At 57.1% G+C, this 23,408-nt stretch carries 22 protein-coding genes; 11 read left to right on the forward strand and 11 right to left on the reverse strand.

What is annotated here, in order from left to right; translation table 11 throughout:
- Positions 1 to 417 precede the first annotated feature (417 nt).
- The 4 genes from BM413_RS28435 to BM413_RS28450 form a co-directional block, all read right to left on the reverse strand.
- The gene (locus BM413_RS28435) at positions 418 to 1,113 is read right to left on the reverse strand and encodes a LamG domain-containing protein (protein ID WP_210188995.1); all 696 of its coding nucleotides are present in this window, start codon (positions 1,111 to 1,113) and stop codon (positions 418 to 420) included.
- Positions 1,114 to 1,165: 52 nt separating this feature from the next.
- Positions 1,166 to 1,363, reverse strand: coding sequence for a tautomerase family protein (locus tag BM413_RS28440; protein ID WP_037168173.1), 198 nt, complete (start codon positions 1,361 to 1,363; stop codon positions 1,166 to 1,168).
- A gap of 91 nt (positions 1,364 to 1,454) precedes the next feature.
- Positions 1,455 to 2,450, reverse strand: a complete 996-nt coding sequence (locus BM413_RS28445) for an alpha/beta fold hydrolase (protein ID WP_091918219.1) — start codon at positions 2,448 to 2,450, stop codon at positions 1,455 to 1,457.
- Between the two features lie 60 nt (positions 2,451 to 2,510).
- Complete coding sequence (locus BM413_RS28450; protein ID WP_091918220.1) at positions 2,511 to 3,137, reverse strand: NADPH-dependent F420 reductase; 627 nt, start codon at positions 3,135 to 3,137, stop codon at positions 2,511 to 2,513.
- Between the two features lie 97 nt (positions 3,138 to 3,234).
- Between BM413_RS28450 and BM413_RS28455 the strand changes: the two genes are divergently transcribed.
- On the forward strand, positions 3,235 to 4,164 hold the full coding sequence (locus BM413_RS28455; RefSeq protein WP_091918221.1) for a LysR family transcriptional regulator: 930 nt from the start codon (positions 3,235 to 3,237) through the stop codon (positions 4,162 to 4,164).
- Positions 4,165 to 4,319: 155 nt separating this feature from the next.
- Here the strand turns inward: BM413_RS28455 and BM413_RS28460 are convergent, their stop codons facing one another.
- Positions 4,320 to 5,252, reverse strand: coding sequence for a LysR family transcriptional regulator (locus BM413_RS28460; RefSeq protein WP_091918222.1), 933 nt, complete (start codon positions 5,250 to 5,252; stop codon positions 4,320 to 4,322).
- A gap of 194 nt (positions 5,253 to 5,446) precedes the next feature.
- Between BM413_RS28460 and BM413_RS28465 the strand changes: the two genes are divergently transcribed.
- The 7 genes from BM413_RS28465 to BM413_RS34065 all read left to right on the forward strand — a co-directional run bounded on the left by BM413_RS28465 (position 5,447) and on the right by BM413_RS34065 (position 11,623).
- On the forward strand, positions 5,447 to 7,045 hold the full coding sequence (locus tag BM413_RS28465) for a GMC family oxidoreductase (RefSeq protein ID WP_091918223.1): 1,599 nt from the start codon (positions 5,447 to 5,449) through the stop codon (positions 7,043 to 7,045).
- A 164-nt stretch (positions 7,046 to 7,209) separates the two neighbouring features.
- Complete coding sequence (locus BM413_RS28470; protein WP_091918224.1) at positions 7,210 to 7,977, forward strand: isochorismatase family protein; 768 nt, start codon at positions 7,210 to 7,212, stop codon at positions 7,975 to 7,977.
- 62 nt (positions 7,978 to 8,039) lie between these two features.
- Positions 8,040 to 8,699, forward strand: a complete 660-nt coding sequence (locus tag BM413_RS28475) for an alpha/beta hydrolase (RefSeq protein WP_091918225.1) — start codon at positions 8,040 to 8,042, stop codon at positions 8,697 to 8,699.
- On the forward strand, positions 8,699 to 9,688 hold the full coding sequence (locus BM413_RS28480) for a glutathione S-transferase family protein (protein ID WP_091918226.1): 990 nt from the start codon (positions 8,699 to 8,701) through the stop codon (positions 9,686 to 9,688). Before BM413_RS28475 ends, BM413_RS28480 begins: the two co-directional genes overlap by 1 nt.
- 18 nt (positions 9,689 to 9,706) lie before the next feature.
- On the forward strand, positions 9,707 to 10,618 hold the full coding sequence (locus BM413_RS28485; RefSeq protein ID WP_091918227.1) for a hypothetical protein: 912 nt from the start codon (positions 9,707 to 9,709) through the stop codon (positions 10,616 to 10,618).
- Positions 10,619 to 10,680: 62 nt separating this feature from the next.
- The gene (locus BM413_RS28490; RefSeq protein WP_091918228.1) at positions 10,681 to 11,259 is read left to right on the forward strand and encodes a YceI family protein; all 579 of its coding nucleotides are present in this window, start codon (positions 10,681 to 10,683) and stop codon (positions 11,257 to 11,259) included.
- A gap of 238 nt (positions 11,260 to 11,497) precedes the next feature.
- Positions 11,498 to 11,623 (forward strand): hypothetical protein, encoded by a 126-nt coding sequence (locus BM413_RS34065; protein WP_280141869.1) that lies wholly within the window; start codon positions 11,498 to 11,500, stop codon positions 11,621 to 11,623.
- Between the two features lie 71 nt (positions 11,624 to 11,694).
- On the opposite strand, the gene BM413_RS28495 is transcribed toward BM413_RS34065, so the two are convergent.
- From BM413_RS28495 to BM413_RS28520, 6 genes are all read right to left on the reverse strand, one after another.
- Complete coding sequence (locus BM413_RS28495) at positions 11,695 to 12,795, reverse strand: ABC transporter substrate-binding protein (RefSeq protein ID WP_244538073.1); 1,101 nt, start codon at positions 12,793 to 12,795, stop codon at positions 11,695 to 11,697.
- A gap of 286 nt (positions 12,796 to 13,081) precedes the next feature.
- A complete protein-coding gene (locus BM413_RS28500) occupies positions 13,082 to 14,056 on the reverse strand; it encodes an ABC transporter permease (protein ID WP_244538074.1) in 975 nt (324 codons plus the stop codon).
- Positions 14,056 to 15,018: an ABC transporter permease gene (locus BM413_RS28505; protein ID WP_091918229.1), complete on the reverse strand. Its 963-nt coding sequence runs from the start codon at positions 15,016 to 15,018 to the stop codon at positions 14,056 to 14,058. The genes BM413_RS28500 and BM413_RS28505 overlap by 1 nt, the downstream gene beginning before the upstream one ends.
- An 11-nt stretch (positions 15,019 to 15,029) precedes the next feature.
- Complete coding sequence (locus BM413_RS28510) at positions 15,030 to 16,520, reverse strand: sugar ABC transporter ATP-binding protein (protein WP_091918230.1); 1,491 nt, start codon at positions 16,518 to 16,520, stop codon at positions 15,030 to 15,032.
- 60 nt (positions 16,521 to 16,580) lie between these two features.
- Positions 16,581 to 17,723 carry an ABC transporter substrate-binding protein gene (locus BM413_RS28515; protein ID WP_091918231.1) on the reverse strand — a complete coding sequence of 381 codons (1,143 nt, stop codon included), beginning with the start codon at positions 17,721 to 17,723 and terminating at the stop codon, positions 16,581 to 16,583.
- A 728-nt stretch (positions 17,724 to 18,451) separates the two neighbouring features.
- A complete protein-coding gene (locus BM413_RS28520; protein WP_091918232.1) occupies positions 18,452 to 19,540 on the reverse strand; it encodes an LLM class flavin-dependent oxidoreductase in 1,089 nt (362 codons plus the stop codon).
- A gap of 533 nt (positions 19,541 to 20,073) precedes the next feature.
- Between BM413_RS28520 and BM413_RS28525 the strand changes: the two genes are divergently transcribed.
- From BM413_RS28525 to BM413_RS28540, 3 genes are all read left to right on the forward strand, one after another.
- Positions 20,074 to 20,862: an HTD2 family dehydratase gene (locus BM413_RS28525; protein ID WP_210188996.1), complete on the forward strand. Its 789-nt coding sequence runs from the start codon at positions 20,074 to 20,076 to the stop codon at positions 20,860 to 20,862.
- On the forward strand, positions 20,859 to 22,076 hold the full coding sequence (locus tag BM413_RS28530; RefSeq protein WP_091918234.1) for a CaiB/BaiF CoA transferase family protein: 1,218 nt from the start codon (positions 20,859 to 20,861) through the stop codon (positions 22,074 to 22,076). Before BM413_RS28525 ends, BM413_RS28530 begins: the two co-directional genes overlap by 4 nt.
- Positions 22,077 to 22,632: 556 nt before the next feature.
- Positions 22,633 to 23,408 (forward strand): IS110 family RNA-guided transposase (locus BM413_RS28540; protein ID WP_139238682.1); only part of this gene is annotated, 776 nt, incomplete at its 3' end.

Raw genomic sequence — 23,408 nt, forward strand, 5'->3', positions numbered from 1 at the left:
CTTGACCTGCTGGTACACCAAGCCTCTCGTCTCAACGAGAAGTGCAGTCCCTACGAGCGCATAATTGTCGAACCAACATCTACGCCCGTCTCCTCCCAAACTGACGGATCCACGCTACACAAGTTTTTGTTTTGTGCAATGGCTTTTACAATGCGGAAAAAACCGTGATCCGAAGGACGACTTGAACAGACCAAAACCATCACAGAAGCAAAGCCATTCCCAATTGGTTGGCTGTGCTCGAGGACGGAAATCTAGAGCGGGAAGAGACAACCTCCATTCAAGAGCAGCAGATACCAGCCGCGTTAGGCCGTCTTATTGGCGCTGCTGCTTAACGACGTTTTCCCGATAAAACTTAGGAGCTACTTTCATGGCCTTTTTGAATGCACTGCTGAAGGCGGCCTCGGAGGCATAGCCCAGCTAGGCGGGCTTCACCTTCAAATTCCGAAAATATGCAATCGTGCCAGATTCCAGCCAGACACCAACACCACCACGTTGTTTGGTTCCAAATTTTAGGTCGTTTACAATGAGTGCGGGTTGACTCTTGCCGTCGAGATAAAGCGCCGCCTTTTGGCCGGACACCACGATCCTCATGTGGATCCATCGTCCTAGGTCCAGCTCCGCATAGCTTTCGTACTTCTCTGGAGATTCGCTTCTGAGCCTGTCGAATCTGTAGTCGGGGTAGGCAACATACTGAACGCTGTGATTGCGACGGACCTGATCGTCGGCGACACTGTTTGTCGGACGTAGGTAGATGCTTTCAAACCGACCTTCGCTATCGATACGGAAAGTTAGGCCAATGAAACCTCTGGCATAGGCCGGAGCATCAGCCGCAAGTTCGCTCGCCATCTCGGCTTCTACAACACCGTCACCGAAATCCATTGGCAGCCAGGCCATGAAATTTCGGTCGGAGAGCTTCTCTTTCTGGGCATCCTGAATCGCCTCAGACGGCATCGTCATTTTGAATGCGCGCTCGTCTTTGTAAGTGCTGTGTTCGAGCGAGACGCCGGACAGGTGAAAGTCGCTGATAGCGACGTCCGATGCCGTACCGGCTGAGTGGCCTTCCGCCGCGAAGACGATACCGGCAGCTCTGGGTATTGCGCGGATCAAATCCAATGTCTTCCTCCCGCTTTTTGACATATTATGATGCTTGCCGTCCTCACCTTGGCTACGATTTCTCGGTTGCCTCCCCGAAGAGCTTGCCAGCACCGGCCCAGTCCGAGGGCTCAATGTCCTCAAAAAGCACATAAATATAGCTGGCGTCGGTGCCTGTATTTTTGACGATGCTCTCCGTGATTTCGGCTGCGACGGCAGCTTTAGCTTTCGTGTCCTTGCCGCTGAACCAGCTTACGCGTACAACAGGCATGTTGTTTCTCCTTGGGTTCGGCGGCTTTCTGCCGCCATGATGATGATCTGGGAAAGAACCTCGGGTCGAGCATTCGCGTTGCGCCGCGCGCTCAGCGTTCCAGGAACGAACTGAGCTCGTTCGTGAATTTCACAGGGTTCTTGAAAGCGAGAAAGTGGTCGCCCTCGTCCTTGGCGGAATAGATAAAGAGCTCCGATCCCTTGATCTGCGACTGCATCCACTTTTGGCTCGGCACATTGTTGCTATTCTCGCCAGTGAAGATCGCAGTCGGTACATCGATCTTGCGGCTCACGACGTCGCGCCAGTCATTGGTTGCATGGTCGAACAGCACGAGACTCATGTATTTCATGTCGTTTCTGATGAACTCGTGAGCAAAAGCTTCGGAGTTCTGGAAGTACTGAGAACCGTTCTCCATAGCGCGGCGTAAGACGTTCATATCCACGATCTGGCTATTGGTCGGAGCACCGGCGAAGGCCGCGATCATTCGCTCCGGCGACGTCGTCATTCCTCCGGCATTCAATCGCTCCTCTTCGGTCCAGTCCGCGTGCGTATAGATCGAAATCGGCTCATCGATAAAGGCAGCCTTGCGGATGGACTTTGTACCGAAAAGATCGATGTAGCTCCAGACTACAGAAGCACCCATTGACCATCCACAGAGATCAGCCTGCTCCAGCCCGAGATGATCGACAAACTCTTTCAGGTCCATGCCGTAACGCGCGATGCGCGTCCCGTGGTCAACGTTTTCGGATAGACCTTGATTGCGTGGATCCAGCACAAGAACGCGATACTTCTTGCTCAACAGGGACATGACGTTGAAGTACTCCGCACCATTGGCTCCCCAACCCGGAACGAAGATGATCGGCCGACCCTCCCCAGCTTCCCAGTAGGAAAGCTTCACTCCGTCGTTAGTCTCAAAGCTGTTGATCTCAAGGCCACTGAAATCAGAAAGCTTGCCAGGAACACCTTCGATCTGGTTGGGGAAGGTGAAATCACGGCCGAGCACCTCGATTGCGGGTGCAGCCAAAACCTGAGACGAGAATGAGATCAGAAGGGCTGCGCAAGCTGATCTGAGTGCGAGGTTGTTCATATGCGTTGCTCCATTCGTAGCTGGACGGCGAAGATCACGGTCTAGCTATCGTTTTTTTCGTCAAACGCGAACCCAGGCCGGCGCCACCGTCGCCCCCATGCCCAGGAAGAAACCGAAGTGGATGTTCATCTCTCCAATAGGCTCGAGGAAGCGACTGTTGCTCAGCGGGCCGGCATTGATTGGTTCAAACGAGAGTTTTTCCGCGAGTTCGCGCACTTTGGCGATAGCACTAGCATCATCGCCGGCAATGAAGGTTTGCAGAGCCTTGCCAGCACGGGTCTCAGGCGAGATCAGACCGGCGAAAATCGTGTTGAACGCTTTCACCACGCTGGCACCATCCGCCGCTTTTTGGATCTCTTCAGCTGCGGAAGTCGTGTGACCCAGCAAAAGCTCTTTGTAGTCTGCGGTGGCCGGATTGCTGATATCGATCAAAATTTTGCCGCGCAGGTCTCCAGCTTCGCTAAGAACAGAGGCGACGGCCTGGTATGGTAGAGCCAGTAAAACGACATCGGCGAACTTTACAGCTGCGGCGATCCCACCGCCTTCAACATTGGGACCGAGTTCAGCAGCCAGTGCTGCGGCCTTGGCCGGGTCGCGATGGCCAAGTACAATGTCGATGCCTTGCGATGCAAATGCCCGAGCAAATCCGGAACCCATATTTCCTGTTCCGATAATTGCGACTTTCATTGACTTATCCTCTGTTGCGATTAGCTCCGATATTGACGATGAAATAAAATGAGATAAATCGCGTTAGCATCGCTTTACCTGAAACGGAACGTTTCAAATGGATCGACTGACAGGGATGGAGGTATTTGTCAGAGCTGTCGAGTACGGCTCATTCAGTGCCGCGGGCGAGGCAATGCAAATGTCGTCTCAACTGGTCGGAAAGCATGTCCAGAAACTCGAGCAGCACCTAGGCGTCCAGTTGCTTTACCGCTCCACTCGTCGCCAGAGCCTGACGGATTTCGGGCGAATTTTCTACGAAAGAGCCAAGCTCATCCTGTCGGAGGTAGAAACTGCGGAGAGCATGGCAGCAGAAACGCGTGCCGTGCCAAGTGGACGTTTACGCATCAATGCTCCAGTCAGCTTTGGCATGCAAACCCTTTCTCCTCGCTTACCTGAATATATGAAAGCGTATCCTGAGGTGTCGGTCGAACTCACTCTAGCCAATCGCGCCGTCGACCTTATCGAAGAAGGCTACGATGCCGTATTCCGTGTGGGGGAATTGTCAGACAGCGGGCTGATCGCCCGGCAACTCGCCCCATACCGCCTCGTATTGTGCGCCGCGCCTGCATATCTCGAAAAACGCGATCCGTTGGCATCGCCGTGGGATCTGCAAAAACATGAATGCCTTGGTTTTTTATATACCGAGCTGCGGACGCACTGGACCTTTGACGGGCCCGACGGGCGGGAAGTCGTACCCGTGACGAGCCGGCTCATGGTCGATCATGGCGAGCCATTACTTTGCGCCGCCCTCGAAGGGCTGGGCGTCATGCTGCAACCTATGGAGCTCGTGAAAGACTACCTTGCTGACGGGAGACTTGTGGCGCTTTTGCCTGCCTACTCTGTCCCAACCCGCCCCTTGCACATTCTCTACGCCCCAGATCGCCGCTTGACCCCCAAGCTTAGGAGTTTCATAGATTTCTCGGTCGCCAGCTTCGGACCGTCGGGAAATGCAAATCTCCTCCCGAAGGAAAACCGCCTCGGTGACTGATGCCGAGATATGAGCGCGGCAGGAGGCTCTGCTATTCGCCGCTCGATCGTTGCACCATAACCATTTAAGTTGACTTGAAGGATGCGCCCGCGCCATGAGGGAGTCTGCCGATGATGACTTTGGCCCTTCAGCTCTCATGCTCGTTTCAAAGTCCATTAGCTGGCAAGCTGCATAAGCTCTCGGTCCCAATGCGGTTCGGGCCCTAAGCGACTTACCAGAAAATCGATGAATGCGCGCACCTTCGCTGGAGGGCGTCGGTTGCTTGCGTAAATGGCGAACACACCAGGCAATTCCGTAGCCGGGTGATCGAGCATGAGAGGTGTGAGTTTTCCAGCACGGATGTAGTCCCCGATAAGAAAGGTCGGCTGATAGATCAAGCCTTGCCCGGCCAAGGCTGCGGCAACGAGTGCATCGCCGTTGTTCGCGTGAAGCCTACCGGTGATGGGGGCACTAACAGAACCATCGACGCCGAAATACCATCGACTTGGGCCGAGAGCAGTCGACAAGGTATATCCGAGGCAATCGTGGGAAACCAAGTCCGAGATCGTGCGGGGCGTTCCGCGTTTTGCCAGATATGCGGGTGACGCTGCCACCAATAGCCGGCAACGTGCCAACTTGCGGGCGATCAAGGTCTCGTCTTCAATTTGCCCTATCCGAACGGCAACGTCCCATCCTTCCTCGACAAGATCGACAACGCGATCGTTAAGGCCGAGGTCCACAGTCAGTCCCGGGTGCAACCCGGAGAACTCCGCCAGATGAGGCACGAGTTCGCGTACGCCGAAGGAGACCGGCGCATTGACCCGGAGGGTTCCAGTAACCTCCACCCGTTCAGCAACTGCTACTGCATCAGCCTCAGCGAGTTCGGAAAGAATACGCTCCACGCTTTCGAGGTAGCGTCGTCCTGCCTCACTGAGCGTGGTCTTACGAGTCGTACGGTGGAGAAGCTTCACCCCGAGCCGGCCCTCGAGTGCTCCTATATGCTTTGTGGCCATGGTTTGCGACATGCCCAAAGCCCGCGCGGCGGCGGACAAGCCGCCTAACGTGGCAACCTTTGCAAAGACCTCCATGCCTGCGATTCGATCCAACATCTCACCTCACTCTAATGGTGTGAACTGATATTATTCAGCATGGGATTATCTTTCCGATGAATAGGAAGCATTTATCCTGGCGGATCGCAATCGGTGATCAATGATGATCGAGATTCGCACAGCAAAATACGCTGCCGGCGCTTTCAACTGGATAAGAGAAATCTATCCTTCAGTCACAATTCCGGAGATTTGAGATGAACATTTACGATATCGTCGTGGTTGGCGCAGGCGCGGCCGGTGCAGCGCTTGCGGCAAGATTGAGTGAGTACCCGGATATCAACGTGCTTTTGATCGAGGCCGGGCAGGAGAACCCTTACGATATCGGCCGCAGCCAGGGTGCTTTTTTTCTGACTTGGGGCACTGACAAGAATTGGGCGTATGAAACCATATCACAGCCCTTCCTCAACGGCAGGATAATCCAGCACCCGCGCGGGCGCGCCGTTGGCGGATCGACTACGCTGAACGTTGGTGCATGGTTGCGCGGGCGGCCGGAAGACTATGACGCATGGGAGGCCGCGGGCGCGAAGGGTTGGAACGGCAAGACCGCTGTTGATGCTTTCCTGCAGATCGAAGCGTCGGATCGTGGACCATCCGACACGCGCGGTCACGACGGCATTGTCGTGATGAACGATCTGACAACGCCGACGGATCTGTCTGAGAAAATTCTCGATGCCTACGTCAACGCTGGGTTAGGAAAACGCGGCGATTCGAACGGTTCAGACCCGTTCGTTGCAGAACGCTTTCAAACGCTCTTCGTCGACGGGGTTCGTCGCACTATCGCGGACGATTTCCTCGATGAAAGTGTGCGCGCGCGGGCCAACCTCACAATCCTGACAGGCGCTCATGTCACTCGCGTAGTCTTTGAAGGAAATAAAGCGGTCGGAGTGGAGATCAGGGACGTCGACGGGGTGCGAACCATCGGCGCGCGCCGAGAGGTCGTGCTCTCCGCCGGGGCCTTCAACACCCCCCAAATCCTAATGCTCTCGGGTGTCGGACCACGCGAGCACATCGAGGAACTTGGCCTGGATGTCATCGTCGATCTGCCCGGTGTCGGGCAGAACCTCCAGGATCATTTATACGCCCACGTCTATACGCTAGGGACCGCTGATGCCAAAGGATCCGTCGCTCCAGATCTCGGCGACGCGGCGGTCCAACGCTGGTTGGAGACGCATAACGGGCCGGCCAGCTATTTCCCCGAGAACGGTGTGGCGTGGGCATCTCTGGACGGCCACGCGGTGCCTGATTTTGAATTCCTCCTTTCCTATAACACTACGTCATCCAGTTTCCCGCAGTTCCCAGACGCAGACAAGCGCTCAGGCGTTACGATCGGCGTGGTTCTGCTGCAGCCGCGAAGCCGGGGTAGCGTTCGCCTGGCATCCGCAGACCCTTTCGCAAAGCCCTTGATTGACCCCTCCTACTTGAGCGAGCAGGCAGATGTGGAAACACTTGTCTCCGGGTTGCGCATTGCCCATCGGATGGTGGCCTCCTCAGTTCTCGCATCCTGGGCGGAGACTATATATCCATCGCCGGATGCGTCCGATGAGGAACTGGCAGCGCATATCAGAGCAGACGTCGGTACGGTCTTTCATCCAGTGGGCACCGCACGTATGGGCTCAGCCGACGATGCAAACGCTGTCGTAGATTCCGAATTGCGCGTGAGAGGCGTGGAGGGGCTACGGGTCGCTGATGCTTCGGTTATGCCCACAGTGATCCGGGGGCACACTATGGCTCCATCCGTCTTTATTGGCTATCGGGCGGCCGAGATTATCCGACGTGACAAGGCAGCTTCCTGAGATGGTCTGGCCGCAACTCGATTACCAGGGCTACTAGGCGATCGGCAGTTACGATCCACTTGAGGCATCGCACTACTGCACATACCGCGCAGTTTCTGTGCGCCACGCTTGTGGGCACCGCCCGCGCGCTGACTTCCCTCTAGATATTAAGCAAGGAGAACCGCATGATCAACACCTCCCGTCCGACCGACATTGTCAGCCCGACCGCCGACGCCATTCTTCCGAACAAGGTTACCGCCGAAGAAGCCCGCGCCGCCGGTCGGTTCGGTCATGACAAACCGACGCCGGAAAACAGCATCGTGCTGCTTATCGATCACCAGATAGGCCTGATGACGGGTGTTCGCGACTTCACCTCGCTGGCCGAGTTCAAGAGCAACGTGGTGGGCCTCGCACGCGCTGCAAAGGCGCTCGAAATTCCGGTCTTGATTACCACGTCGAATGCGCAGTGGCAAAACGGTGACACTCTACCCGAGATCAAGGAACTCTTTCCGCAAGAGCCGATTTACCGTCGAACCGGGATCATCAACGCGTATGAGGACCCGACTTTCCGTAAGGCGTTCGAAGATCTGGTCGAGTCCACGGGCCGCCGACACATTATCCTTGCCGGTGTGACAATCGGGACGTGCTGCGTGTTCCCCACGCTCTCCCTATTGAACGACGGCTACAAGGTTTTCCCTGTCATCGATGCATGCGGCGCCTGGAATCGCTACGAGGCAGAAGCAGCCATGTCGCGCATGAGCAACGCCGGCGCGGAGCTGGTCAGCACCTTTGCGCTTGCCTGCGAACTTCAGGCTGACTGGAAGCGGCCGACGGCGAATGCGATGTTGGCCCCCTTCACCAGCAATCTGTCCGAATACGGCTTCGTGCTCCAGAACTTCTGGAATAATGCAAACCAGCATAGCGTGCCGGATCCCTTCGGTATCGTGAAGTAACCACTGCGTTTCGCCGGCGCGATGAAGCGCCGGCGGGACTACCAAAAAGGATCGAAAGACTGATGAAAACGCTACCGGATCAAGAAACCCTTATCGTCCTGCTGCATGGCGTCGGAAGCGACGGTCGCAATATGATGGGACTCGCAGATGCCTGGCGCAGCTTACTCTCGAATGTGGTTTTCGTGGCACCTGACGCACCGTTTCCTTCGGACTTTGGCGGTAGGGAGTGGTTCAGTGTTGCTGGCGTAACGACCGAAAACCGTCCTGAAAGAATAGTCCAGGCGCGGCCCGCCTTCGATGCCGTACTCAGCGCCGAGTTGCGGCGACACGGCTTTGCAGACAGGCTGGACCGAGTCGTTCTTGTCGGTTTTTCGCAAGGCTCGATGATGCTTCTCGACGCCGTGACATCGGGGCGGTGGCCCGTCGCGGCTGGCGTCGCATTCTCGGGCCGTCTTGCGTCTCCTCAGCCATTCCAACCATCGAGTGGAACGAAACTTCTGCTTCTCCACGGAACAAGTGACACTGTTGTGCCGGTCGATGAGACATCCAGGGCACAAAAGGCTTTGCAAGATTCAGGTTATGAAACCGAAGCTAGGCTCCTCCCGGCCCTCGGGCACTCGATCTCAAGCGAGGGTGTTCTTTTGGCGCAGCGCTTTATTGCCGCCGCGTTGGTCACCCCAGCCTCGCGCAGCCATGAAGTTCAACAGTTAAGGAGAGCGTGATGCTCGTAAATGGCAAATGGACAGCGGACTGGCAACCGGTCCAGGCGAAAGATGCAAAGGGCGGATTTGTACGACAGACGTCCAGCTTTCGAAACTGGATTACCCCCGACGGAAGCGCCGGGCCAACCGGCGAAGGTGGCTTCGAAGCCGAGGCCGGGCGCTATCATCTCTATGTCGCCCTGATCTGCCCATGGGCGTCACGGACCCTGATTGTACGCAAACTGAAGAAGCTTGAAGGTCTGATCTCGTTGGCAGCGGTTGAGCCCGCGCTCACAAAGGAAGGCTGGCGGTTTGGTAGCTATCCCGGCTCTGATCGGGATGAGGTGAACGGTGCCCGGTACTTGCACGAGATTTACACACGGGTTGACCCTAAGATCACTGGCCGCGCAACGGTACCGGTCCTCTGGGACAAGAAGAGATGCTCGATCGTCAACAATGAGTCGGCCGATATCGTGCGTATGTTCAACAGTGGCTTCGGCTCACTTGCTGATGAAAGTTTCGACCTCTACCCGGAAGATTTGCGTTCACGCATAGACGCACTCAACGACGAAATTTACCCAAGCCTCAACAATGGTGTCTACCGTGCCGGTTTTGCAACCACACCGGAAGCCTATGAGGAGGCTTTCGCCGGTGTATTCGGGATGCTCGATAAGTTGGAGATCCTGCTCGATGGAAGTGCCTTCCTGTTTGGGGAGCGACTGACGGAAACCGATATCCGGCTGTTTGTGACGCTTGTCCGGTTCGACGCAGCCTATCACGGCCTTTTCAAATGTAATCTCCGCCGGATCGCAGATTACCCGAACCTTTCTGCGTACCTTCATCGGATGTTGTCCGTTCCGGGTATCGCCGAAACGGTCAATATCGATCATATCAAATGTGGTTACTACTCAATCCAGAGCTTGAATCCGACAGGGATTGTGCCTGTCGGGCCAACCCTCGATTTTGAACCGCTGCTTCGAAAGAGATCGCGCCGATACGGGCTTGAATAGCCAGCGCCCGATTGTCGGGTGAAGATCACATTTTACCATTCGGTGAACGTTTGGGATCCTAACATCATGCTTACTCACATACTTCTGACAACGATCGTGCTGCCGCTCATTCTCGGCATTTTGATCGCCGTGGCCGGCAAGGAAAATTCCACCAGAAGCATAGCGTTGACTGCGCTTCTCATCCCCATTGCCGCCGCTATCGCAAGCGTATCGATAGAGGGATTTCCCACGCTTCCTCCCATTGCTGCAAAACAGAAACTGCCGGTTTTGTTGCTCAGCGGTGGTATCGTTTTCATGCTTCTTGCTCTGGGGCTCAAGCAGCCGCTTGAGCGTGGCGTTTCTATTCTCATCAGTGTCATCTCCCTTGCCGTTCCCGTATGGTGGCTCGGACGTAACATCATCATTGCCAACTCGACGAAAGCAACCACTCTCGGCGTCGTGCTGATGCTCGCAGCTATTGCGCAATCGTTGGTTTCGAGCGGCCGTTCACAAAGATTGCCGTCAGCGGCGTTGCCTGCATCCTTGATGGCAACAGCAATCGCGACCGCTCTTTCCGCTATCCTGGGCGGGTACATAGGAATGGCGCAGATGAGCGGAGCACTTGCCGCCCTGTTTGGCGGCTGGCTCCTTGTCGGGTACATCGCCTACTTGCGTGGCAAAGATAATGCTTTTGCTCTGCAGGGCATGGCGGCCTTTGCCTTCGTCTGGACCGCGGCAATCGCTGTTGCGATGACAGTGCTTTTTACGCCAAGTGCGGTGCCGGCCACACTTGTCCTTTCCGTCCTACCGATTGCAGTGTCCACCGTCCTTTCCTGGCGACAAATCACCTTCGCGCACCAGCCACGCTTCCTGCGACCTTTGACATCAGGCGTACTCGTTGCGGTTCCTGCAGCCGTAGCTGTTCTAATTGCGGCCATTGTACAAGCGTGAGGCCGCTATCTGTCCGGACTTCCGGACCCCCCTCCCGTTCGGGATCAACAAAAGGAGAATCCATGAAATTCTTGAGCCTTACGACTGCCCTGATCGGCCTAGCCATGACCGGTTCTGTCTTCGCAGCTGACAGTTACGATATCGATCCGACGCACGCATGGGTTGGCTTCAAGACCGACCATGCAAGCTGGGCGAAAGCGCACGGCGCGTTCAAGACCGTATCCGGCAGCATCTTGTTCGATAAGGAAGATGTCACGAAAAGCACTGTCGAGATCACGATCGAGGCAGCGAGCATCGATACGAATGACGAAAAGCGCAACACGCATCTGAAGAGCCCGGATTTTCTGAATGCCGAGGAATTTCCGCAGATCACCTTCAAAAGTACCGCAATTGAAAAGACCGGCGATCAGACTGCCAAGGTGACGGGCGACCTGACCTTGCTCGGCACGACCAAGCCTGTAATCCTGGACGTCGTATGGAATGGAGAGTCGCCGCTTCCCTGGGATGCGAATACGATCAAGACCGGATTCTTCGCTACCGGCTCCTTCAGCGGACCCGCTTTCGGAATCGTAAAGATGCCCGACTTTGGTCTTGGTCCCGACATTGTGCTCGATATCGATGTCGAAGCGGTAAAGAAGTAAGCGACACGATCTTTGGATTAGCCACAGTACTGTCGGGGCCTCCGGCCTTACTCCAACAACGAGTAGCCCGGCTCATAGCACAGCCTTTGAGTGTTTGAGTAACACGATTATTAGTCGATTGCTGAGGTGAAGGGCGGTGTGCCCTTGATCCTGGACAATGGTGTCTCCGCCGCGGAACCGATGGCGTCTAGGCTTTATCCCAGGGTTACAGCTGTCCTTTTGGGGCGGCCTATCTTCTATGGTCGGTGCGGGCGGCGGTGCGGGCGTCATTGATTGTTTCAAGGACGAGACGGTCGACGCGATATTGCATTATGGCCTTATCAAGGTGGCTGAACTTGGCAAGGAGCGCGATCACCGGATTTGACAATCTGGCGGAGTTTGCAAGAAGCTCGCCGTCGAGTAGGCGCCGCAGCCATTGGCTGCGGCGCCTGTATTTCACTTCGGATAGTCGACGTTGAAGGTGTTCGGATCGTAGTCCAGAATACCCGTCGACAAGATCAGATCGTTCGGTTTGTCGAGGCGCGCATAGTCCTGGACCCATTTGTCGGCCTTCACGGAGGGTGTTTCATCACCCTTGGTTATGGCGATGTCCACGCTCATCTCATACTGATGCGGCACGGGCTTTCCAGCGAGCACATCCAGTGCAACATTGACCGCGACACCACCCATGGCCGGTGGATAGTCGTAGTTGAATACCGGAACCTCGTTCTCGACGGCGAGCTTCACGCAGCCATTGAGGTCGGCGCAGGTAATCGGCGGGATCGTACCCTTGGCCCAGCCGGCTTCGACGAAGGCTTCCAGAGCACCCGAACCCTGCAGGCCGTGGTCTGCCCACACCCCGTTGATCTGATCGCCGTACTTTTGCAACAGCGCAGCCATCACTTGCTTGCCCTTGGCCGGGCTCCAGTCGGTATATTGCAAATCGAGTATCTTGATATCGGGATAGTTTGCAAAGATTTGCCTGGCCGTGGCGATACGCGTCTCGGCCACGCTCACGCCGGCCATGCCGGGCAGCATGACGATATTGCCTTTGCCGCCGAGCTTTTCGGTCAACCACTGCGCGCTCATGTGACCGTAGACGTTATCGGACGCAGTGACGAAGGTGACAAAGTTGTCACTGGTGACGCGGCGGTCAACCATCACCACGGGAACGCCCTGTTCTGTCGCCCTGGTCACAATCGCATTGAGGGCGTCAGACGTCGCTGCAGAGACGATCAGAATGTCGACGCCCCGCTCCAGGAGATCCTGGACGTCAGAAACCTGCTTTGCCGGGTCGTCATTCGCATCAGTAATCAATAGCTGCTTGATCTTGTTTTTGTTGTCGGCCGCGGCCTGCTGGATCGAATGGAGCATGCCAACGCGCCAACTGTTCGAGATGGAGGCGTTTGAGAACCCGACGACGTATGGACCATCTTTCTTGAACTTTGTCGTATCGACAAACGGGATGTTGGTAGTGCTCCAAAGCAGGGTGCGGGACGCACCCTGATATCCTGTCTTTGCTTCCTGCGCGAGAAGCGCAGATGCCGATGCGGCCACTAGGCCGGCGGCGAGTGCGAGTGATGCTATGCGTCTGAGCATATCGATGATCTCCCTTGAACCGTTATGGCAGCCGCTCCAGTTTCCTGCACGGTCTGCCTTGGACGTTATGCACGGCACGTTTTTGGGGGCGCTCTCGAACACTGGGATCGGAGAGCGCAGTCAATCCAAACACGCTGCCGAAAAATAGATCCGGCTGCTTCGCGTTTGCGACGGGAACCCCTCCTTCCCGTTTCGGTTCAGGCGCGGAAAACCTATACCCGCGCCGAGATTTTTGTCGGGCGCATTACTGTACCCGCCTCACGTAGAACGCCGCGGCGACCACGATTACCAGGCCCTTGATGATGATTTGGAACTGGATCGGAAATCCAATCATCAGCACGGCGTTGAACACCACCACCAGGATGGCGGCGCCGACGAGTCCGCCAACGATCGACCCGCGGCCACCGGACAGGGCGACGCCGCCCATGACTGCAGCAACGATCGAGTCGAGCTCGAAACCGCGACCCACCCAGTTGTCGACGATGCCTACAAAGCCCGACAGGATGAGACCCGCGAGCGCGGCAAGGCCTCCCGAAATCACGTAGCAGGCAATCGTCACGCGATCGGCATTGATGCCGACCAGGCGTGCTGCCACTGGATTTCCACCCGTGATGTAGATCCTGCGGCCGAATGTTGTGCGATGCAGCACGATCGAGAAAACGGCGGCCAGGACGATCAGCATCAGCAGATTGTAGGGCACGCCGTAGAAAGTCTGCGACCCCAGGATCCGGTAGAAGGGTGGCACGTTGCCTGAAGGTGCACCCTGCGTGTAGGCGAAGCGCATGCCTTGAAGCACAATCATGGTGGCAAGCGTCGCAAGGAACGGCGACACGTTGCGCTTGGTAATCAAAAGGCCGTTGACCCACCCGGTGGCCAGGCCGATTGCCATGGCGACAGCGAAGACCACGAGCGCGTCGCTGTCTTGTCCGTTGAAGCTCGTGGCGACCACAGCGGCGGTCGCCATTACGGACGCCACAGACAGGTCGAGCCCACGCACCAGGATGACTAGCACCTGTCCGATCACTACTATCCCCAGGGGCGCGGCCTGCAGCAGCATGTTGGAGATATTGCGGCTGCTGAGGAACTGCGGCGACAGCAACGCCGAGACGATGATAAGCACGACCAGGGCAATGTGAATGCCGTAGTTGCGGATGATCTCCTGCGCTCTTTCAGTCCAGCGAACCGGTGTCATTGAGGTTGCGTCGACCGTCTGTGACATCAGACTTTCCTCTTGTTCTCGACATAAACCGATACCGCGATGATCACGATAAGACCCTGAATGATCAGCTGGTAGTGGGTCGATAGGTCGAGGAAGTTGAGCAGATTGTTAAGAAGCGAGACCAGATAGACGCCCATGAGCGTCCCGATGACGCCGCCGCGGCCGCCGCTCAGCAGCGTTCCGCCCACCACGACCGGCGTGATTGAGGTGAGCGTGTAGTTCTGCCCGAAATAGGGCTGACCGACGCCGAGCCGTGCGACGAGAAAGATCGCCGCGAGCGAGGCCGTGAAACCGCAGAAGGCGTAGACGAAGAATAACACTGATCTGCACGGCAGACCCATTAGCTTGGCGCCGACTGCGTCATCGCCAATGGCAAAGATGTAGCGGCCAAACGGCACCTTGCGCAGGAACCACGCCATGATGAGAAACAGCACCACGGTGAACAGGGCACCGATCGGTATTCCCAGGAGGCGACCGTAGGCCAGATAGTCGAAGCCGAGCGGCATCTTGCCTGCTGGCCCCTGGGTATAGAGCAGCGTTATTCCCTGCAGTGCGGCCCCCATTCCCAATGTGACGATCAGGGGATGCACGCCAAGCCCGATGGTGAGCCCGGCATTGACGAGGCCGACAAAGATCCCGAGTCCTATTACCACGGCTAAGGCCACATACATCATGGCAGGATCGCCGTTCGCGATGCCCGAAAGCAATACGCTGGCGAGACTGATCATCGAGCCTACCGACAGATCGATGCCGCCGGTTAGGATCACCAGTGTCTGACCCAGGCTGACCAGCGCGAGCGCGGTCGACTGTTCCAGAATATTCGAAGCGTTCGAGATCGTACCGAAACGGTCGGAGACGATGAGCCCGAAGATGGCGAGAGCCACCATCAGCCCGATCACGGTAAACAGCCCACCCTGGCGCTTCGTCAGGTAAAAGAATGTGGATTTCGCGATTGCAGTCATGACCAGGTTCCTCAGGCAGCCTGCTTTTGGGTCGCGAGCTCGATGATCCGTTGCTCATTGATCTGATCGCCCGTCAATTCTCCGGTGATCACACCCTCACGCATCACGACAACGCGGTCGGCAAGACCGATGACCTCGGAGGTTTCGGAACTGATCATGAGAACGGCGAGACCTTTGTCCGCCAACCCGCGCATGATGCGGTAGATTTCCGCCTTGGCGCCGACGTCAACGCCACGTGTCGGTTCATCCATAATGATGACCTTGCGCGAGGTTCGCGCCCAGCGCGCCACAAGCACCTTCTGCTGGTTGCCGCCCGACATGGTCAGGACCGGGCCTTGAGGACCGCGGCAGGCGATGTGGTAGGCTTCGATTTCGGATATCGCGATCTCGTGCTCACGACCGTGGTCGAGCAGGCCTGAGCGGCTAACGGACGCCAAATCGGAGGCGCTGATATTGGCCGCGACGTCCATGAGCATCGCCAAACCCTGACCCTTGCGGTCCTCGGTCAGCAATCCGATCCCTTCACTGATGGCCAGCGCAGGCACCATCTTGCGATGCGTATTCCCACCGATCGAAATTTCACCGGACGTCATAGGCAGGCCGCCGAACAGAGCCAGCGCCAGTTCAGTGCGCCCGGCGCCAACCATGCCGGCCAAAGCGGTGACCTCGCCGCCGCGCAGCTCAAGGTTTGCATTTTTCACGCGATCCACGACCGACACGTTTGTTGCCTTGAGCACGACCGGGCGATCGGTCCCTGCTACAGCCTTGGTCGGGAAAAGCTCGCTCATGTCGCGTCCGACCATGAAGGAAACAAGGCGTTCGCGATTAACCTCGCTGACTGGTCTGGAGGTAACGAACTGGCCGTCCTTGAACACGGTAACGCGATCGCACAGATCGAAGATCTCCTCCAGACGGTGCGAGATATAAATGATTGCCACACCTTCTTTCTTGAGCGCCCTGAGGCGACCGAAGAGCAGATTGACTTCCTTACCGGCGATCACAGCTGTGGGCTCGTCGAGGATAAGCAGCTTGACCTTGTGCACCAACGCCTTGGCGATCTCAACCATCTGCTGGTCGGCGACGCTCAACTCGGCGACGCGTGCATCCGGATCGATTTCAACTCCAAGCCGCTTCAGTAGCTCAACTGCGTCCTGACGCGTCTTGCGATGATCGAGCAATCCGAGCGCACCTCGGCGCTCATGGCCGATGAAGATGTTCTCGGCGACCGACAGATGCGGAAAGAGAACAAATTCTTGGTAGATGACATGGATGCCGGCCACCTTCGCAGCGGCGGGAGAGGTCCAGTGGACGATCTCGCCGTCGAATTCGATCTGGCCTTCGTCGGGCTGGTAGACTCCGGCAATGACCTTGGTCAGGGTTGACTTTCCGGCGCCGTTTTCCCCGACAAGCGCATGAATCTCGCCGGCCTGAACCTGGAACTGCACTCCTGCGAGCGCCTTAACGCCAGGGAAGCCCTTCGAAAGATTTGTAATCGTCAGCATGAATTCCCCCGAGAGACCGCCGGGGCGTAAACTCCCCCGGCGCGCCTACCTAGTTCGCGATCACTTTGGGTAGTCGACCGAGTAGCTCTTGGGATCGTAGTCGGGACCCATTCCACCGGTCACCAGGGCATCCGGCGCCCCGTCCAGCTGGACCAAATCAGTGATGCGCAGCCGGGTGTCCACAGACGGCGTGTTGTCGCCTTCGGTCACCGCTATCTGGCTGTTGATCTCGGAAATGCAGGGCACCGGAGCGCCAGCGAGAACCGAAAGAACCGTTTTGATCGACTCGCCCATCATGGCCGGCGGATAGCCTACTTCGAGAAGCGGGACCTTGTGCTTGATTGCAAGCTGCATACCGCCATTGACGTCGGCGTTGGTGTGCGGGGGAATTTCGCCGTTGGCCCAGCCGGCCTCAACGAAAGCTTCGATCGAGCCGGGGGTCATCAGGCCGTGGGCAGACCATACGGCGTCGATATCCTTGCCGTATTTCTGGATCATGGACTGCATGATCTGCTTGGCCTTCACTGGGCTCCAGTCGGCATAGACCTTCTCGAGCACTTTGATGCCCGGATACTGCTTGAACACGGCCTCAGCCGGAATCTCACGATTCACCGACGGGCTGGAACCGGCCTGACCGGCCAGCATGATGACATTGCCTTTGCCATGGAGCTTTTCGGCGATCCACTGGGCGTAGATGCGGCCCGAGATCGCATCCGACGCCGTCACGAAGGTGACGAAGTTGTCAGACTCGATGCGACGGTCGACCATGACAACCGGGATGCCCTGCTCCATGACGCGGCTCACAGCCGGATCAAGGGCCTGGGCGGTGTTGGCGGAAACGAGCAGCAGATCGATGCCGCGCGAAACCAGATCCTGGATGTCGGCGACCTGCTTGGCGTCGTCATGACCGGCATCGGTGATGTAGAGATGCGCGATCTTGTCCTTGTTCTCGGCTGCCGCCTTCATCAGCGAATGCAGACCAACGACGCGCCAGCTGTCACCAAGGCCGGCGTTCGAGAAGCCGATGGTGTACGGGCCTTCCTTCTTGTATTGGCTGGTGTCCTTGAAGCAGATATCGACAGCCGGGTTGTAGAGGTAAGTGCGCGGTGCGCCAGTGTAGAAGTTATCCGAGCCCGCCATCGCGGTAGTCGCCAGGGTCGACGACAGCAGCAATGGCAGCGCAATCTTGCTAAACTTGTTCATATCTCCTCCGATGTGTTGAGTGCGCGTTTCATGCCTCCCCAGAATCGGCACACGAGCACGTAATTAGTTGACCCCACGCCGTTTGGCGTCACGTCTCTTTCCGATATATCCTCACCGACGTTGTCGGCGCGGTTGTAAGGATGCTGTGCCAGTGTCGACTTCATGGGGTCGACATTTCAAAGCATTGGCGGCAAGATCATGTATGCGCTGACATTCCTCCCGACCAGCGCCGGCGCTCTTGCCGGTCGCCCCAAAATGAGGCGTCTCCTCCGACTTACATCCGCGCCATAGACAATCTGATAGAGCTGCTAGCGCCTGACGGTAAACTGTCATTATTGCGACAGCGGAGCACGGATCGTTGTCGCACAAGGCGCACTCTCTCACTTCGTACCCACATACAGGCTGACAAGCCGTGCAACATCCAACCGCGAGAGCGAACCCGCCGTGAGTTGCTAATGAATGCAGGGCTTTTGGAGTCGAAAATAGTAAGCGATATCTCTGGGTGCGCGCCTCAATCCCGAGATTTTCTTTCAGGAGCTTAGTGCAGTGCGGCAAAGATCGCGCAGACAACCAGACGCGACTAGAACCTCAAGCTCGCCGACGAGAGTTGCTACTGCCGGATGGCTTTTCGCCTTTTCCGTAAGCTCGTCGACCAACGGCTCGAAGCAACCAACGGTGATGGATCGGTGGCCGGCGGTCCGCGGGTTTGGACCGCCGGCCGGAGACCATCAGGTCCTGATGAGCGGCCTGACTTCCTCGGCGAGGCGGCGCATCGTCTGCTTCTCGCGATCGAGGTTGGGGCCGCTGCCGTCGGTCATGGCGAGCAGCAGGGTGCCGAACGGCCCCGATCTCTCGCGCAGGCTGTTGATTTTCTCGGCGACGGTCTTGGGCGAGCCGTATATCGCCGCGGACCGGATGATGCTTTCCAGCGTGACGTCCTCGTCCTTCATGTTGAGGTCTGGCTTAGCGACGGTCGTGTAGTCGGCTGCCAGCAGAACGCGCCACATGTAGTCGAAGTAGTAATGGCTGGAACCCTTGGGATCCATCAACCAGTCTTCAGCCTGGGCATCGCTTTCGCCAATGATGATATTGCGGGCGACGGTCCAGTCCTTGCCAGTCGGCTCGCGTCCCACAGCTTCGCAGCCGGCTACATACTGCTTCCAATGACCAATAACAGTGTTCTCCGGTGTGAAGTTTGCCGTCACAGGTACCCATCCTTTACGGGCGGCGAGGGCAACGGTGGGACTATCAGGGGACATCGATGAGATGTGGATCGGCGGATGCGGCATCTGAAAGGGTTTGCTCATCGTACCGATACCCAGTTCAGGCACGATCATATCCTTGATCTTGATCGACCAGTATTTGCCGGGGATGTCATAGGGTGGATCTGATTCCCAGATCTTGAGAATGATTCGGAGAGACTCTGCAACCATCTCGTTGCGAACGCCATGGTCAAGGTGATCGAACATCTCCAGATCAGAGGCGAGACCTCCCGGGCCGATACCGAACACGAAACGGCCTTCGGACAAATGGTCGATCAAGGCAACCTCGTTGGCCACGATTGCCGGATGATGTTGGGGCAGACCGATTACGCCGGATGCCAGCTTAATGCTCTTGGTCCGGTCGATCAGGCTGGCCAGGAAGATCAGCGGGGAAGCGATCTGCTCGGTGCTGCACGAGTAGTGTTCGCCAACATAGGCAATGTCGAAGCCAAGTTTGTCAGCAAGAATAATTTTTTCGGCATTCTCCTTGAGGATGTCAACGAGTGGCCGGTGTGGCGGATGAAGTGGCATGGCGAAAGTGCCGAGTTTGATCAATGTAGTCTCCTCTCATGGACCTTTTGGGGCTTTTAATAGTGATGCTCTTAGGCGTGCCTGAGTTGGCTGACGATGCCCGTGATCCATTCGTCCAAGACAGCGGCGACATCTCGCTGGAGGTCTCAAGCTAGAAATACGTCATCGATACAGCCAATGAAAATTGTGTGGTAACCGGTCTTCTTGACGCTACATTCGTCGATCAGTTTGGGGCTGGCCATTGCCTCATGCGCGCCAGCGAGACGAACGCTGCGTGTCTCACAATTGACAGTTGTGAAGTGGCTCGGTCCGATCCTAAGGCATTGTAGTTCCGAAGCTAAATCGTGCCGAACATGAACTGTATTCTTGTGTGCTGTCATGAGGACGCGTCGAGAATGCAGAGAGGATGGATCTAGAATGCAGTCCCAAGGACTTGGTTCGGACGTGGTGGTTTTCGTAAGCCCGTTTCTCGGACTCTGTTGCACAGACTTATACGAATATCCAACCGTTGAGAGGTGGTTATGACGGAGCTAAGGGAGGTTGCGCCAGAGTCAAAGATGCTCGTCTGCACCGAGGCCAATGCTGGCCGCGTAGCCGCGATGCTGGACTGTGGGCCTTCAGCGTTCGTCCATGGTACCGCTCTGCCAGTTGGCTGGCATTTCTTTCAGTTGGCGGGAGAGACGACGCGCTCATCCTTGCGGCCTGACGGTTTCTCCTGCCTGGACTTTCCGGATATTGGTTTGCCACGGTTGATGCTCGGTGGGCGTGAGGTGCAATATCTAGACGCGATCCCAATCGGATTCCGTGTGAGGCGGGAGAGTTCCCTTGCTAGCCTCGCCCGGAAAGAGTCCATCTCCGGGCCGATGGCTGTCGCCACGATTCGTCACCAATTGCAACCACTGGAGGCAATCGCGCCAGCGGTTGTAGAAACTCAAACTTACATCCTTCTTAGCGATGGGCCATTCCGGCCGACTCAAACTGATGTGTTCCAGACCGTTCGCGCGGATATCTCAAAGGTTCTCATCCCGGATGAGATCATGCTGTTCCAATATTCGGCGTTGGGCTTCAATTCGCATCGGATACACATCGATCGAAACTATGCGCGGGATGTCGAGGGCTATCCTGACCTAGTCGTCAATGGTGGGCTCACGACAATCCTGTTGACCGATCTGCTGCGAAACGAGGTAGGGGTCGTTCCCAAGGCCATTAAGGTCCGACATTTGGCACCCCTTTTTTGCGGACAACCAATTACGCTTGCGGCCAATCGGGATGGTGGCGGATGGCGCCTGGCCGCTCATGACGATCGTGGAGCGAAGGCAGTCGAACTCAAGGTAAGCATCCAATGACATTTGAACCGCTCAAGGGGGTTCGGATCCTCGATCTTACCAGCGTCGTCATCGGTCCTGTGGCAACGTCGAGGTTAGCACAGTACGGGGCCGAAATAGTCAAGATCGAGAATCCTTCCGGAGACCTCATGCGAGGTCTCGGTGGTGCTTCGCCCACAGGTGAGCACTCGGGTGCCTATCTACATTTCAATCGGAACAAACAGAACATTTGCCTTAACTTGAAGGCACCTGGCGCCAAGGAGATCATGGATCGCCTCATCGAGTCCGCAAGTGTGATCGTTGCCAATATGCGACCTCAAGCACTGGAACGTCTTGGATGGGGGCCCTCAAACATCCGCTCGAAGGCACCCGACAAGATATACTGCCTGCTGACCGGGTACGGGACAGACGGCCCTTACGCAGGACTTCCTACCTACGACAGTGTTGTGCAAGGTGCCGCAGGTATCGCCGGCCTAAGTCTTGCACGCGATGGTACCCCCAGCTACGTACCGCTACTGATTTGCGATCACGTAGTCGGTGAAATTGCGGCAGGCGCAATTTTGGCTGCCATCGCCGAGCGGCAGCGAACCGGAGTCGGAGCGCTTGTCGAGGTCCCGATGTTCGAGACGATGGCCGCGTTCGTCCTGCAGGAGCACTTGGCGCAGCAAAGTTTCCTTCCGCCGGTCGGCCCGGCAGGTGATCAGCGTCTCCTAAATCCGAACAATCGGCCCGTTCTGACCCGGGACGGCTACATTTCGCTCACCATCAATACGGATGAGCAAGTTCGAAACTTCCTCCACACAACAGATAGAAAGGACCTCATCGACGATCCTCGCTTCAGCACGGTGGCAGCTCGAGCAAAGCATGTGGAGACTTGGTTCGCCATTCGAGGCGCGCCGCTGACCAGCAAGACTACTGCCGAGTGGCTCGTGATGTTCCGCGACGCGGATATCCCAGCCATGCCGTGTCACACACTCGAAACACTTGCAACAGACCCTCATCTCCAGGCCGTACAACTCCTCAGCTACGAGGACCATCCGGCTGAAGGTCGGATCGTCGCTATCCGTCCAACCATACTTGTCAACGGTACCCGTGCCTCAGCAGGTCAACCCGCTGTACCGAGGGGTTGGGATACCCACCAAATTCTTTCAGAGATTGGCTTTTGCCCGACTGAGATAGAGGAGCTCTACAAACAAGGTGCGGCCATTTCGTATAAGAATGCAAGAGAAGCCTGAGCACGAAGGCGGCGGCTTCCTGCTCCACTACCGTTTTCCCGATATCGATGTTCCACATCTACTATCTCAGCTGCAGGTCGGTCTCGGAGCAACTGCGGCGATAGCCAGCCCCTTGACGATCTTTGCAGCATCGTCGACAGCCTCGATCGAAATGAGTGGGGAAGTCAGTATGCGGGACACCTTCATCTGCGACTATGTCCATACGCGACCCGTCGTTATGGCGGTGTACTACGCTGATGACCTTGCGGCGGCGCTTCAGGGAGAGCGAAGAGGCATTCCCAGCTGCTAAGGATGACCGGGATCGGATTAGTAACCGGTATAAGATTCTCGGTGCCGATGTCCGGCTGCGGTTTCCAGAATCGTGGCGTATGGTGCGACCATCCGGGACAGAGGCACCGGGAGCACGAAGGTGCGGGCAGGCCGATCCGTACGATGAGCTGCGAGCTCGTGTTAGTAGCTGGCCGCCTCTGCGACTCGCCCGGTTGCGCCGTGAGCGCGAATCCGTAGTTGTCGTGTCGCCCGCCGCTCCCGTCATTTGATCTGACAGGAGGCGCGAATGCGACGCGTAATTGGACTAGACATCCACCGAACTTTCGGGGAGGTGGTTTTCTGGGAAGAAGGCAGGCTTCGACATGCCGGCCGTGTCGACATGACCCGAACAGCACTGGAAGGCTTCGGCAAGAGCCTTCTGGCGGCGGACGAGGTGGTGATTGAGGCGACTGGCAACTGCATGGCGGTGTCACGGGTGTTGTCGCCGTTCGTGAGGCGGGTGGTGATTGCCAACCCGCTTCAGGTGAAGGCGATCGCCCACGCTCATGTGAAGACCGACAAGGTTGATGCCGGCACGTTGGCCAGCTTGTACGCAGCCGGCTACCTGCCGGAGATCTGGACACCGGATGCGGCCACCGAGCGGATGCGCCGGCTGGTCGCACGGCGCTATCAGGTCGTGCGGCATCGCACCCGGATCAAGAACGAGGTACACGCGATCCTGCACGCGCATTTGATCCCAAAGTGTCCGCATGCCGATCTGTTCAACGGCCGCGGTCGCGTCTGGCTGGTCCGGCAGCCGGTGCCTGACGATGAGCGGATCGCGATCGAGCGGCATGTGCGCGAACTCGATCGGCTTGCCGAGGACCTGGCGATCCTCGACCGGGAGATTGCCGAAACCACGCTGGACGATCCAGCGATCAGGCGGCTACTCACCATCACCGGCGTCAACCTGACCGTGGCGGCCGGGCTGATGGCGGCGATCGGCGATATCGCCCGCTTCAAGAGCCCTCAGAAGCTGGTCAGCTATTTCGGCCTTAATCCACGCGTGCGCCAGTCAGGCTT

This window comes from Mesorhizobium sp. YR577 (genome assembly GCF_900116595.1).
Lineage (GTDB): Bacteria > Pseudomonadota > Alphaproteobacteria > Rhizobiales > Rhizobiaceae > Mesorhizobium_M.

Coding starts and splice junctions, on each gene's coding strand:
- BM413_RS28440 (WP_037168173.1), bottom strand. CDS start 1,363: ATGCCTGTTGTACGCGTAAGCTGGTTCAGCGGCAAGGACACGAAAGCT.
- BM413_RS28445 (WP_091918219.1), bottom strand. CDS start 2,450: ATGAACAACCTCGCACTCAGATCAGCTTGCGCAGCCCTTCTGATCTCA.
- BM413_RS28450 (WP_091918220.1), bottom strand. CDS start 3,137: ATGAAAGTCGCAATTATCGGAACAGGAAATATGGGTTCCGGATTTGCT.
- BM413_RS28455 (WP_091918221.1), top strand. CDS start 3,235: ATGGATCGACTGACAGGGATGGAGGTATTTGTCAGAGCTGTCGAGTAC.
- BM413_RS28460 (WP_091918222.1), bottom strand. CDS start 5,252: ATGTTGGATCGAATCGCAGGCATGGAGGTCTTTGCAAAGGTTGCCACG.
- BM413_RS28465 (WP_091918223.1), top strand. CDS start 5,447: ATGAACATTTACGATATCGTCGTGGTTGGCGCAGGCGCGGCCGGTGCA.
- BM413_RS28470 (WP_091918224.1), top strand. CDS start 7,210: ATGATCAACACCTCCCGTCCGACCGACATTGTCAGCCCGACCGCCGAC.
- BM413_RS28475 (WP_091918225.1), top strand. CDS start 8,040: ATGAAAACGCTACCGGATCAAGAAACCCTTATCGTCCTGCTGCATGGC.
- BM413_RS28480 (WP_091918226.1), top strand. CDS start 8,699: ATGCTCGTAAATGGCAAATGGACAGCGGACTGGCAACCGGTCCAGGCG.
- BM413_RS28490 (WP_091918228.1), top strand. CDS start 10,681: ATGAAATTCTTGAGCCTTACGACTGCCCTGATCGGCCTAGCCATGACC.
- BM413_RS34065 (WP_280141869.1), top strand. CDS start 11,498: ATGGTCGGTGCGGGCGGCGGTGCGGGCGTCATTGATTGTTTCAAGGAC.
- BM413_RS28500 (WP_244538074.1), bottom strand. CDS start 14,056: ATGTCACAGACGGTCGACGCAACCTCAATGACACCGGTTCGCTGGACT.
- BM413_RS28505 (WP_091918229.1), bottom strand. CDS start 15,018: ATGACTGCAATCGCGAAATCCACATTCTTTTACCTGACGAAGCGCCAG.
- BM413_RS28510 (WP_091918230.1), bottom strand. CDS start 16,520: ATGCTGACGATTACAAATCTTTCGAAGGGCTTCCCTGGCGTTAAGGCG.
- BM413_RS28515 (WP_091918231.1), bottom strand. CDS start 17,723: ATGAACAAGTTTAGCAAGATTGCGCTGCCATTGCTGCTGTCGTCGACC.
- BM413_RS28525 (WP_210188996.1), top strand. CDS start 20,074: ATGCTCGTCTGCACCGAGGCCAATGCTGGCCGCGTAGCCGCGATGCTG.
- BM413_RS28530 (WP_091918234.1), top strand. CDS start 20,859: ATGACATTTGAACCGCTCAAGGGGGTTCGGATCCTCGATCTTACCAGC.